This window comes from Streptomyces sp. NPDC044063 (genome assembly GCF_056434285.1).
Window position 1 is genome coordinate 19,886 of the sequence record NZ_JBWKFM010000008.1, and the last position, 12,166, is coordinate 32,051.

The window sequence follows — 12,166 nt, forward strand, 5'->3', positions numbered from 1 at the left end:
CCCTGACAACACCCCCTCAGCCTCGGCCCTAGTAGGACTCCGTTAGGTCGGTCTTGATCTTGTTGTGTGTGTCCTGGTGGGCAGGGTTTGGTGGCAGGTGGTGCAGATGCCGGTCCAGCACCTCAGAACGTTCTGGAGAGCGTCGAGGACTTGGTAGAGAGTGGGACCGGTGTGGGTGCTTTTGGGGCCAGGCGCTGTTCGGTGAGGAAGGCGTGGGCGGCGGTCACGAGGGTGACATGGTGATGCCAGCCCGGCCAGGAACGTCCTTCGAAGTGGTCCAGACCCAGGCCGTGCTTGAGCTCACGGTAGTCGTGCTCGATGCGCCAGCGGATCTTGGCCAGGCGGACCAGGTCGGCGATCGGGGTGCCGGCCGGCAGGCTGGACAGCCAGTAACCGGTGGGAGCGTCGGCGCCGGCGGGCCATTCGGCCAGCAGCCAGCAGTCGGGCAGGACCCCGTCCCACCAGCCCAGCGCGGACGAAGCGGCGGCCTTGACCGGACGCTCGACGGCCTTGCCGGCGGGGCGGACGCGCATGGCGGCGAAGCGGGACCGTAACTGACCGCGGGTGCCCTGCCGCCAGGCGACGGTGGTGAACGCCTGCGGCTCAAGACCGGCGACCAGGGTCGCCACCGATGGTGCGGGCTGTCGATAGCGAGGCTGGGGCCAGCAGCCGACCGGCCCGTTGCGGTCCGGCGCCTCAGGCTCCGCGTCGAACGGATGGGCGGTCACATCCCCGCGGACGGCAAGCACGTAGTCGATTCCGCGGTTCGCCAGAGCGGTCCGCAGGTGTGCGTTGGTGCCGTAGGCGGCGTCGGCCACCACAACCGGCGGCGTCATGCCCCAGCCGGCAAGCGTGTCGAGCATGTCCAGAGCAAGTCGCCACTTCTCGCGGTGCGTGACCTCGGGCGGGACACGTGCCGCGGTCCGGCGGGCGACGTCCGTCTCCCACTCCCGGGGCAGGAACAGGCGCCACTGGAGCCGGCAGGAGGCCGTGTCGGTCGCGGCGTGGACGCTGACCGCGACCTGGCAGTTCGCCTGTTTGCCCAGAGCTCCGCAGTACTGCGGGGCCACGCCGACCGACATCCGGCCCTCCTTGGGCACCGACACGTCGTCGATCACCCAGGCCACCGGCTCGATCAGCGGCAGCATCCGTTCGCAGATACGGCGCTGCACCGGCACCGGGTCCCATGTCGACTGGTTCACGAACTGCTGCAGGTTCTGCTCGTTGCCGTCCGGCAGCCGCGCGGCCATGGCCTGAATGGACTTGCGGCGGCCATCCAGCATCAGCCCCCGCAGATAGCAGTCGCCCTTGGCCCGCTGGTCCTTCCTCGGCACCGACGCGAACACATCAGCGACGAACAACCCCAACTTCACCCGAACACGACCCACTTCAAGCGCGTCCATACACCCAACATGCCACCGAAAACACCCACCAGGAAGACCTAACGGAGTCCTACTAGAGGCCTGGAGGCAGCAACCGGGGGGACCGAGCCAACCCCCTAGACCGATCCGCCCACCACTGCGATGTGTAACCGACTCAGCATGTCCTGGTAGACGCCTCACCAGCGGCGACATCTTCAAGTGCCAGCGCTGGCTTGGGGAGAATCCGGGGAGTATAGAGCCGCTCTGGGGAGCGGCTGGGGAGGATCGGCCGTACAAGCAGGCAGCACGATGAAAGGGCTGGAAAACGGATCGCCGCAGGTCGGAGCGCCCTCCTGGTCGATCGCCGCAGGTCAGCGCCCCAAAGGCGACGACTTCAAGAAGATCTCGTCGCGGGCGGCGATCCTCTTCGCTCCCACGCTGGTGGGAACGATCTACGGCATGAACTTCGACGCCATGCCCGAGCTGCACTGGGCGTTCGGCTACCCCTTCGCGATCCTGCTGATGGCAGTGGTGTGCACGAGCCTGTACTTCATCTTCAAGCGGCGGGACTGGCTGTAGGCGCCGAGCCAGACCAAAAGATCCACTTCGTGCTTGCGAATGCCCGCAAGGGCCCGTCTCGGCGCCCTGGGGAGAATGCGCTGCGCTGAGGAGCGTGCCATCGCTCTCCTCACCTGCTCTTCCGTACCTGCCCTACGACGCGGCTCAGCCGGGCGGCTTCAGCCAAACCGTCACTGAGAGTGACTTGCCGGGCTCTGTAGGCGTCTGCGCGCAGCGCAGCTCGTTTTCTCCATCACCCCTATCCGTCAGCAGTCACTTCCTGCCCCGCCGGCAAGACGGATGAGGAACTCGTTCTCTCGGGAAAGGTATCGTTGTCACTGAAGCCGGTCAGTCGGTGCTTCACCGCGGCCTCGAACTCCTTCAGGCGGTCGCCGAAGAGGTGGGGCGCGGCAAAGGACGTGGAGTAGAGGTAGCCGAGGATGCTCTCGGCGGTCCAGGCGCGCTGGACGGGGGCGCGGAGTTCCGCGACCACATTGAAGAAGGATGACTCTTCCGTGATCGCGCTGTAGGAGCGGTTGTGGTGCTGGAAGGTGCCGGATCCCGCGCGCCGCTCCTCGCCGAGGAAGCTCTTCACGACCTCTCGCACGGCTTCCTTCCAGGTACTGCCGGCTACCAGAAGTCGAAGCGGCTGAGCAACGCTTCTGCCACCAACCCGGTCGCCGTCCCGACATCCAGGAGCCGACGACGGCCATCCGGCCTTGCTGGGGCGGCTTGGTCGAGCACCACTGCCACGTCATCGGGAATGCCGGGGCGGAACTGACGGTAGTACGTGGTGGTTCCGGCGAAGAGGCCCATGCAACGCTCCCTGCGGATGCAGGTTCGATGTCCGTGGCGGCTGCCGCCAGGTCGGTGGCGACGGACACACTGTGGTCGACGACCATTGGGGACTTGGCGTCCACGGGATATCCAAATCACCCTGATGCCTCGTTCGACTGCCCCATACATCAGTGAGGTTGGGCTGGGTGTGGAGGCTGGCTTGCGTGATCGCTCGGTCCCGTACGCCGGGCAAAGGGGAGACTTGGGTCAGTCGCATCGACAAGCCGGGGCCGTCGGCGGTGTTGTGAGTGCCGCCAACGTCGACCGTGACCAGGAGCGGGGGGTCCGTAGCTCTGCTCTTGGTCATCGCGAGGGCGGACACGATTGCCTCAACGCGTGACTGCCGGGCCTCACGCTCGGTCTTCCCCAGCAGATCCGGCGGAACGATTCGCGGGCGCGATCAGGGCGCGTCCATGCCTCGCAGGCTCTGGACGACATACGTCATGTGCTGAGCATTGCCGACCCACAACCACGTACTGAAGTTGCCGGTTCCACCGCTCCCTTGTGCGCAGTCACGGATCCAAGCCTCTCCGGCGCTCGTACTCGGCATCCGGAAGCCGGGAGAGTCGAGTAACTGCCGGGCCATGAAACGATTGTTGGTCGTATGCCCCTCGCCGCGCGCCAGCATCTTCACAATGACAAAGGAGCGGTCGGTGGTGTAGCGCAGCGCTCCCCATGGCGGGCCGCCCCTGCCCGATGGCGGAACGCGAGCAAGGTCGGAGGCGGGCTGTATCCCATAGTCGCCGTAGGTCAATAGGGACAGGTAGGGCCGTCCGCTCTCGACGGTCTCGCACCACAGGGTCCAGTCCGTGCGCGGCTCGTCGCGCAATCCCTGGTCTACCAATTCAGCGGTCAACGGTGGCATTCCACCACCGATCACCGCGGCGGTCCGCCACGGGGCGAGAGGTACCAGCGCGTCCAGCGCCCTCAACGCCTCCTTGCTCGCATCGGGGCGGTCGGCCAGCACAGCAACAAGGTCAAGGAGCAGGTCCACCCGTACAGCAGGGTCCGCACGCGCCACCAGGTCGCGAACACTCTCGACTGCGTCACCACCCCAGTCCTCTGCCATCCGAACCCGGATGCCGAGTCCGTCACCGGAGCGCTGGGCCGCGTCCAGTGCCCATGTCTGCTGCGCCCGAGATCGCTCCGGCCCCGTCACAGGACGTAACGGGGCCGCAGCGACGACGCCGCTCAAGAGGGGCCCAAGAACCGACAGCTGACCTTCATCGGCGAACGGGGCATCCAGCCACGCTGGATGGTAGCGCTGAGCTTTCGTCACTTTGTTCAGGTCACCCCGGAACATGGCCCCCAGCTCCGAAGGCAGCAGGCCGGGGCGGGGCGGGAGACTCCACAAGGGTGCCACAGCCCGCTGGGTGTCGGGACGCAGCCGGCGATAGGCGTCCGCAGCATGAGGTCGCGCCGGAAGTGCGGGAACGTACAACGGTTCGGGCATAGCGGCTCGCCCCCCTCATGCACCGCTTACTCCTCGTCCCTGCTGACCAGGGTGAGCGGCAACGCTTGGTTGCGGAAGAGGGGGTTCTCAGCCAATTCAGCCCCCATTGACCACGCGACACGAGATCAACACCCTCTTGCGCTGGAGAGTTGAGAGGAACGGGTACCGCGCCGTGCTACAACCTCAGCTCACGCCGCCGTGACGCTCTTAGAGCCTGCATCGAGCAGGCAATCAATGGCCGCCCGTCCCTTTCCGCCGGTCTCCGGCAAGAAGTGGGCGTAGTAATCCAGAGTGATCGTCGGGCTGGAGTGGCCGAGCCAGCTGCCAGGGCGACGGCGGACTCGCCCGCTTCGAGGTGACTGAAGCGAACGTGTGCCGGAGCACGTGGAATCCGTCCCTTCGTGATGCCTTCCAGCGCTTCCCCTTCTCCCCCATGGGGATGACCCCGGCCGCCGCGTGGGCGGGCTTCCAGACCTCGTCGTTGAAGCTATTGGCCCGCAGCGCGTGGCCGTACGTAGTCGTCAGGACGAGTGGGAACGTCTGTTTCTCCCGCTCCGGCTCCGCCCCGGCTACCGGGTGCTGGAGGAAGTGGGCGGCCAGTTAGGCGGCGGCTGCCCCAGGCATGTCGACGATGCGCGTCTTCCCGCCCTTGGGCAGGGTGAAGTACAGACGGCCCATGCTGCCCACCGAGACCAACCCGATGACCGGACCGACCTCCTTCGGCCACACCGGCCGAGGCGGCTCCCTCGGCTTCGCCGACCCCGAGCACGGCATTGCCTTCGGCTACGTGATGAACCACATCATCAGCGGCTCCGACGATGTACGGGCGACTTCGCTGGTTGATGCGGTACGCAGGTCACTGATGTGACTGAGTTTGCGGGCGGGGCGGCGTGTTCGGCACACCCTGGGGTCCTCGCCCTCAACACTCAGAACCGAGCTGCCCCGCCTCCCCCACCAGCAGTGCGTACCCAGGAGCGCATCCGCGACAACCGTGTTGCTGAGCCGGGAAGTTCACCTCACCCTGCAAGCAGCCCGCCGGTGTGACACGACGTCTGCAGGAGGCGTGCCGATACGCCATCCAGACCCTGGCAAGGCCGTGAAGAAGATCCTTTCTGGCTCGGTGAACATCGCCGTCGGAGTCGCCGAACAGCACAACCAGGGCTTCGGTAGGGTCACAGCCATGCGAGCGCGCCGTCCGGCCTCAGAGTCCGTCACGCCCGCCTGAGGGTCAACGCGGCCGTCACCTGGTGCGAGCTGATCCTCGACCCTGACCCCACCGCGCCATGGAGTAAGGCGAAGGTCTGGTCGCTCCACCCTCACAGATACCGCCATGCCTGCAGGGCCTTGCAGCAGACCGCGCGAACTTGCTTCCACAATGCGATCTGCGGGCGAGGTGGCGGCAATTCCTCTCTCCTTCCTCGATACCTGCGATCGCCCGGGAAGACGACAGTCGACGGCTGAGACGCTGCTGCACATCGCGGAGGTGGCCAGATGCTGCCCCTACTGTCGCCCCCGGGCTGTCACCAGGGAACGGCCTCGTGCCAAAGTCGCTGGTCGGACAGGACAAACAGAACACCGACGCGAGGAGCAGCACATGCGCAACGGGGGACCACAGTGGACACTCACCGTGCCCACAGGCGGCGACACACTCCGGCAGGAGCGCCTCACCCGGGATCTCCACGACACTCTGCGGAGGACGGACGGCCTCGTCGTCGGCTTCCATGACGCCGACGGGCCCAGCGAACCGGGTCGTAAGGGCACCGGCGTCGGCGAGGTGGCTCTCTGGGCCTCCGCCACCGCCGCCGTCGCCCGTCCGGCGTCCCAGGTCCTGATCACCCTGATCAAGGGGTGGTGTGCCAAGGAGCGGCACCGCAAGGTCGTGGTCACCGTCGGGGACGACTCCATCGAGATCACCGGACGGCCGGACGCCGCACAGGAGCGCATGGTCCGCGAGTTCCAGGACCGGGTCGCCGACGGCGACGGTCCCGAACCGGATGACGGCGCGGCGTGACCCGCTTCCACAAGCGCCGGGCTCTACTGATCGGCAACGAGCACTACGACGACGGCCGCTTCTCGCCACTGGCTTCCGTACGGGCGGATGTATGGGGACTCACCCAGGTCCTGAAGCACCGCAACATCGGCAACTTCGTCTCCGTCCAGACCGAATCCGATCTCACCGCCGACGACATGCGGGCGGCCATCGGCGAGTTTCTTCAGGAGCGCGACGAGGACGAACTTGCGCTCGTGTACGTCTCCGGGCACGGTGTGCGCACCGTACGCGAAGGCGGCGAGTTCCACTTCGTCGCCAAGGACACCGACTACGACCGGGTGGCTTCGACCGGTGTCAGCGCAGGGTTCCTCAACGACGCGCTGGAAGAGTGCGTCGCCCCCCAGAAGATCGTGATGATCGACTGCTGCCGCAGCGGCGGGTACGCCGTGGGCCTGCGCACATCGGACCGAGGGCCCGAAAACTCTGTGTCCAAGTCCGGCGAGCAGCCCCCGCTGACCAGCAGGGGCGTGTACGTCCTGTCGTCCTCGCGGGCCGGGGAGGATTCGTATGCGGACGCGGGCGGCGGCGATGACGTAAAGCCGTCGGCGTTCACCGGCGAGGTCATCGAGGCGCTGCGCACGGGGAAGGTCAGCAAGGACGGCGGCCAAGCGGTATCGGTCAGCGACCTGTTCCACTACGTCAACCGGCGCATGCGTGCCCAGGACGGCGGACGCCAGGTGCCGGTGCACTCCGCGCTCGGCGTCGACGACCGCATCGTCATCGCGGACAGCCCCTTCGGCCGGGCCCCCATCCTTGACCCTCTGAGCTCTCGGCCCCGGGCTGCCGCCGGAGAAGCGGCACAACCACATGCCGCGAAATCCGCTCACGCACAGCCCGCGTGGGCCAACCTGCTGGACTACTACCGCGAGTGCGTCCTGGCCGAGAGCGCCGAGACACCTCTGATGGAGGTGAGCCATCAGGACACGTCATACGTGTGCCTGGGGGGCGCGGAGAGGTTCATCTCCGGCGACGTCGATGACGACGGCTGCGTCGCGCTCCCCAAGGAAGCGGCCCCGCTGGTGGACTCAGCGGCCGAGGAGGACGCCGAGCTCTGGGCGGGCTACCCGGCAGTGGTCCTCACCGGGCCTCGCGCCGGGCGCCCCTGGCGGCAGCCGAAGTTCGCGCCCCTGCTGGTACGCCGGGTCGAGATCGTCCAGGACGAGGGCGAGGTGCGGCTGAAGCCGTACGGCCCCGTCCAGCCGCATCCTCAGCTGGCGCACGACTGGCTGGGCGAGGAGGAAGCCAACCAGCTCGTCGATACGTTTCAGCCGTCCTGGCATCGAGGACAGCACGACCGTATGGCGGTGGAGGTGCGCAACCTCCTCACGCAGGAGTTCGAGCTGCCGTGCGTGCAGGAGCTCCGTCCCGACCAGCTCGCCGACCGCATCGATGTCCGCACGCCCGGCCACGGGGCCCGCAACACCGCCGTCCTGTTCGCGGCACGCCCCCAGACAGGTTTCACGAAGGGGCTTCTCAACGACTTCGCCGACATCGCCAGAAAGACGGACCAGATCGGGAAGACCGCCCTCGGGGTCCTCGCGCCCGACACCGCGCAGCGCGCCCGATCCCTCGCCCACGCGGACCCCGAACCGGTACGCCTCGTAACGCCGCTGCCCTGCAACGAGGCCCAGACGGCGGTTCTCCGGTCCGCCATGACCCGCCGCCTCACAGTGGCCACGGGCCCGCCCGGCACCGGCAAGAGCCAGTTGGTCGCCAATCTCGTGGCCACGGCGATCGCGGCAGGTCAGACCGTACTGGTCGCGTCCACCAACAACGATGCCGTGGACGAGGTCTGGCGCCGCTGCGACAAGCTGGTGCCCGGCAGCGTCGTGCGTACCGGCTCGGCGCGGAAGAACGGCAAGAGCAACGCGGAGTACGAGGCCGCCGCGCTGCACGCGCTGCGTACCGGCCCGGAGCCGTCCACCACCGCGGCCACGGCATCCATGGCAACCACACTGGCCACCGACCGTCTGGCAGAAGTACGGCAGCTTCTGGCCCACATCGCGGAGACCGAGCTGCGGCTTCGCCAAGCAGGCGAAGCCCGCGCCCGTCACGCGGAAAAGCTCGGGATCACCGTCACCGAACTCCAGAACCTGCTCGGTGGCCTGCCCCGACCGAAGGAGCTGGAGGACAAGGCACGTCGTCTCGCCCACGCGCGTTTCCTAGGATCGTGGCGCCGAACCCGTTTCCTGCGCAAGGCCGGTCTGGAGGGGCACGCCGGTGATCCCGCCCCTGGGTGCCTCGCGCTCGCCGGCTTCGCCGCGGCCGAGGCGGAGTGGCGTGACGGGCGCGAACACGCGGCCACCGTAGACGACACAGCGCTCACGCGTACCCTCCGCGATGCGGAGAGCACCGTTCAGGACGCTTCACGCACGCTCCTCGCCACCACGGTCCAAGCCTCCGCCTGGGCCGGACGCCGCCGCATTCTGGACCTGTTGACGGCTCGGGACGGCAAACGCGGTGACTGGCCGCAGTTGGGAAGGGTTCTCGGCCGCTCGGGAACATCGACGGACGCGCCCGTAGTGGCTGGGTGGGCAGTCACCAGCCTCTCCGCCCGGCGTTTCCCTCCGGACCCAGCCCTGTTCGATCTCGTCGTCATCGACGAGGCCAGCCAGTGCGCCATCCCCCACGTCCTGCCGTTGCTGTTCCGCGCGCGGCGCGCCCTTGTCATCGGCGATCCCATGCAGCTCACGCACATCACGCAGACCAGCCCGCACCGCGAGGCTCTCATCCGGCGCGGGAACGGACTGCGGTCCGACTGGCTGGAGAAGCACCACCTCGCCTACCGGCGCCACTCCGCCTTCCACGCGGCCGAGCAGTCCGTGGGCGGCACGCTGCTTCTCGACGAGCACTTCCGCTGTCATCCGCACATCGCCGGGATCTCCAACGAATTCTTCTACGACGGTGGGCTGACCGTTCTCACCGACACCCGTGGCCGTCCCGCTCTGGCTCGCCGCCCCGCCGTCATCTGGACGGACGTGACCGGGCGGGCTGCCCGCCCTCCGTTCGGTGGCTCTTGGGTCAACGATGACGAGACCCACAAAGTGCTCGCCAGCGTCACGTACCTGTTGGACCAGTTGCCGCCCGAGGCCACCGTCGGCGTTGTCACTCCCTTCACAGCGCAGGCTGAAACGCTGCGCAAGCGGCTACGACCGTACGACGAGGAGCGTCTGCGCATCGGTACGGTGCACACCTTCCAGGGGGGCGAACGCGATGTCATGGTGTTCTCCCTCGTCGTCGGAGAAGGCATGCATACGGGCGCAATCGAGTGGGTCAGCGGACAGCTGAACCTGTGGAACGTCGCCATCACCCGGGCACGCAGTCACCTCATCGTGGTGGGGGACAAGGAACTCTGGCGACAGCGAGGAGGCGTGGGCGCCGCGCTGCTGGAGGCTGCAGAGCGGAACGGCGTACCCCCGGGTGGCGGAGACGAGGACGTGCTGCTCAAACGCCTGTATCAGACCCTCTCCCGCACGAAGGAAGCCACTGTCACGCTGGGCGAGACAGTTAACGGGCATCCGGCGGACACTCTGGTGGGAGGCATCGGCGCCACCGCACCCAGAGCTGTACTACTCGACAGGGGAATCGAAGAGGGCTCCGACGCAGCCCGCCACCTCCGGCTCATGCTGCATCGACGGAACTTGCTGGGCAGCGACGACGGAGAAGTCGAAGCCATTCGATGGCCGGCTTGGAGGTTGTACGAGGCAGACGAACAGCGGAGGTGAGATCTGGCCCGCGCCCTGAGCCGGGCGCGGCTCTTGCTCCCCATGCGCCTGTCCTCACTGAGCCCCATCCTGCCGCTGGACGCGGAAAGCGGAAAAGGGCCGCTCCAGCGCTTTGGGCCACCTGGCGGGACGGGCCGACCTAGCCTGCCCCAGCTACTACGCCAGCTCTCGGGAGCCATCTGGGAGTCAACCCACTCCCAAACCCCTTCCAAACCATCCGAGACCACCCGACGCCAACGCCCTGAGCAGGTAAAATACCGAATTACCTGGCCCCGGCTCGACCCGAACCTCATTCGGGACGAAGAGGTCGTGGGTTCAATCCCGCTCATCCAGACCTTCAGCCCAGTCCCCCGGATCCACCGACTGAGGCAGCCACTCTCCCATTACACGACCGAGCAGTTGAGCGGGAACAGGCTTTCGGAGCGCTCCAGACCGTCCTCCGAGCGCAGCCGTACCGTCAGCGGCCTCATGCCGTGATAACCAATGCCTAACGTCGTGCGTGAATCGCGGGACGATTTCGACCTCGCTCGGGTTCACCGCCAGGTACAGCACCACCTCGCAGCTATGCGTGCTGCCGAAGCAGGCGAATCTTCATGTCGAACACCAGGCCGTTGGGCGCCCGACCCGGACGAGCGGAGCGAGGACTAGGGGGTGTATCGAAAGTGCGTGCGGCGGCGGGCGTGTCGTAGTACTGCTGGGGAGACACAGAGACAGGTTCGTTCTCGTTTGGAGTCATCGATGGCCGTTCGCCGTGTCGTACCCAACATCCGGTCGGAGGCCGCGCAGGAGAGCCGGGAGTTCTACGGCCTGCTGGGCTTCGAGGAGGTCATGAACCACGGCTGGATCATGACGCTTGCCTCCCCGTCCAGCCCGGCAGCACAGATCAGCGTCATGACCAGCGACAAGACCGCGCCCGTCACCCCCGACATGAGCGTCGAGGTGGACGACGTGGATGCGGCTTATACGGTCATGCGGGAGAGCGGTGCGGAGATCATTCACCCCTTGCAGGACGAGGAGTGGGGCGTGCGTCGGTTCTTCGTTCGCGACCCCAGCGGACGGGTGGTCAACGTGCTGGGCCACCGCTGACGGCCCCTCCCGCGACCTGGCGAAAGTGCTGGTCACAGCCACTCATTGATGGCCGCGACCAGGACGGTTGCTTCGTAGCGGACGGCGAGTTTCTCGTAGCGCGTGGCCACTACCCGGTGGCGTTTGAGGCGGTTAATTGCCACACTCCACCGCATGACGTTCCCGGTAGTCGACCTTGCCGAACTTCGGCGGACGGCCGCCGCGAGCGCCGAGCTTCTTGCGGTTGCGGACTTGGTCGGCCCTGTCCGGAATGGTGCAGCGGATCCCGCGACTGCGCGGGTAGGCACGGTTCTTGCGGGAGGCGTACGCCTTGTCGGCCCGCACCCGATCGGGACGGGTGCGCGGCCTGCCTGTCCCAAGACGAGGGACACGGACCTTGTTCAGGACCGGCTCGAACTGCGGTGAATCGCCCCGCTGCTCGGCCGTGATCACGATGGACATGGGCTTCTGGCCCTGTTCGACGGCCAGGTGCAGCTCGGTGGTCAGACCGCCGCGCGAGCGCCCGAGTCCGTGGTCGTCCGGCTCGACGCTGACGCCGCCGGGCGGCTCCTTCTGTAGTTCCCCCTTTTCCTCGCACCGGCGGCGTGCTGGTGGGCCCGGCACACAGTGGAGTCGACGTTGATGTCCCAGGTGATCAACTCTTCCGCGTCAGCCTGGGCCTGGATTCAGTGAAGATCCGATGCCAGGTGCCGTTCCGCTGCCAGCGGCGGAACAGGTCGTACGCCCGGCCCCAGGGCCCGTACCGTTCCGGGATATCCCGCCATGGCGCCCCGGTCCGCGTCCGCCGCCGTATGCCGTCGACCAGCTGTCGCCTGGCCCATAGTGGTGGGCGTCCCGGCTTCCTGCCTGTCAGCAACAAGGGCTCCGGCCTGGCCCACTGCGCATCCGTCAGATCTCCGCGTGCCACAAGGCGAGATCATCCCACCTCAAGATCCACTTTCGATACACACCCTAGCGCCCTCTCCCCCTGTGACTCCCCAGTACAGTGAATGACACCCCAGCCACGACCAAGGCTCCAAGGCCAGCCCTCCTTCTACGTGATCCATCAGCCCCGCTGGGGAGAATCTGGGGAGAACGAATCCCCGCTGGGGAGCGT

At 67.1% G+C, this 12,166-nt stretch carries 8 protein-coding genes and 2 pseudogenes; 5 read left to right on the forward strand and 5 right to left on the reverse strand.

The window, feature by feature from the left end; all coding sequences use genetic code 11:
* Positions 1–122: 122 nt before the first annotated feature.
* Positions 123–1,403 (reverse strand): IS701 family transposase, encoded by a 1,281-nt coding sequence (locus AC07BS_RS12530; protein WP_478931888.1) that lies wholly within the window; start codon positions 1,401–1,403, stop codon positions 123–125.
* 351 nt (positions 1,404–1,754) lie between these two features.
* On the opposite strand from AC07BS_RS12530, the pseudogene AC07BS_RS12535 reads away from it, so the two are divergent.
* Positions 1,755–1,940: pseudogene (locus tag AC07BS_RS12535) on the forward strand (CorA family divalent cation transporter); the annotation flags it as partial.
* Positions 1,941–2,178: 238 nt separating this feature from the next.
* Here AC07BS_RS12535 and AC07BS_RS12540 read toward each other — a convergent pair.
* The 3 genes from AC07BS_RS12540 to AC07BS_RS12550 form a co-directional block, all read right to left on the reverse strand.
* Positions 2,179–2,526, reverse strand: coding sequence for a hypothetical protein (locus AC07BS_RS12540; RefSeq protein WP_478931890.1), 348 nt, complete (start codon positions 2,524–2,526; stop codon positions 2,179–2,181).
* A 23-nt stretch (positions 2,527–2,549) separates the two neighbouring features.
* The gene (locus tag AC07BS_RS12545) at positions 2,550–2,735 is read right to left on the reverse strand and encodes a hypothetical protein (RefSeq protein ID WP_478931892.1); all 186 of its coding nucleotides are present in this window, start codon (positions 2,733–2,735) and stop codon (positions 2,550–2,552) included.
* A gap of 421 nt (positions 2,736–3,156) precedes the next feature.
* Entirely contained in the window at positions 3,157–4,209 is a 1,053-nt protein-coding gene (locus tag AC07BS_RS12550; RefSeq protein WP_478931894.1) for a beta family protein, read from the reverse strand.
* A gap of 658 nt (positions 4,210–4,867) precedes the next feature.
* Here AC07BS_RS12550 and AC07BS_RS12555 point away from each other — a divergent pair.
* The 4 genes from AC07BS_RS12555 to AC07BS_RS12570 all read left to right on the forward strand — a co-directional run bounded on the left by AC07BS_RS12555 (position 4,868) and on the right by AC07BS_RS12570 (position 11,070).
* Entirely contained in the window at positions 4,868–5,077 is a 210-nt protein-coding gene (locus AC07BS_RS12555; RefSeq protein WP_478932107.1) for a hypothetical protein, read from the forward strand.
* A gap of 726 nt (positions 5,078–5,803) precedes the next feature.
* Positions 5,804–6,220: a hypothetical protein gene (locus tag AC07BS_RS12560; RefSeq protein WP_478931895.1), complete on the forward strand. Its 417-nt coding sequence runs from the start codon at positions 5,804–5,806 to the stop codon at positions 6,218–6,220.
* On the forward strand, positions 6,217–9,984 hold the full coding sequence (locus tag AC07BS_RS12565) for a caspase, EACC1-associated type (RefSeq protein ID WP_478931897.1): 3,768 nt from the start codon (positions 6,217–6,219) through the stop codon (positions 9,982–9,984). Before AC07BS_RS12560 ends, AC07BS_RS12565 begins: the two co-directional genes overlap by 4 nt.
* A gap of 738 nt (positions 9,985–10,722) precedes the next feature.
* Positions 10,723–11,070 carry a VOC family protein gene (locus AC07BS_RS12570; RefSeq protein ID WP_478931899.1) on the forward strand — a complete coding sequence of 116 codons (348 nt, stop codon included), beginning with the start codon at positions 10,723–10,725 and terminating at the stop codon, positions 11,068–11,070.
* 32 nt (positions 11,071–11,102) lie between these two features.
* Here the strand turns inward: AC07BS_RS12570 and AC07BS_RS12575 are convergent.
* Positions 11,103–11,977, reverse strand: a pseudogene (locus AC07BS_RS12575) (IS5 family transposase).
* Between the last annotated feature and the right edge of the window lie 189 nt (positions 11,978–12,166).

What these genes read in the sequence shown, in the direction of transcription:
- AC07BS_RS12550 (WP_478931894.1), bottom strand. Translation starts at nt 4,209, where the DNA reads ATGCCCGAACCGTTGTACGTTCCCGCACTTCCGGCGCGACCTCATGCT.
- AC07BS_RS12570 (WP_478931899.1), top strand. Translation starts at nt 10,723, where the DNA reads ATGGCCGTTCGCCGTGTCGTACCCAACATCCGGTCGGAGGCCGCGCAG.
- AC07BS_RS12530 (WP_478931888.1), bottom strand. Translation starts at nt 1,403, where the DNA reads ATGGACGCGCTTGAAGTGGGTCGTGTTCGGGTGAAGTTGGGGTTGTTC.
- AC07BS_RS12560 (WP_478931895.1), top strand. Translation starts at nt 5,804, where the DNA reads ATGCGCAACGGGGGACCACAGTGGACACTCACCGTGCCCACAGGCGGC.
- AC07BS_RS12545 (WP_478931892.1), bottom strand. Translation starts at nt 2,735, where the DNA reads ATGGGCCTCTTCGCCGGAACCACCACGTACTACCGTCAGTTCCGCCCC.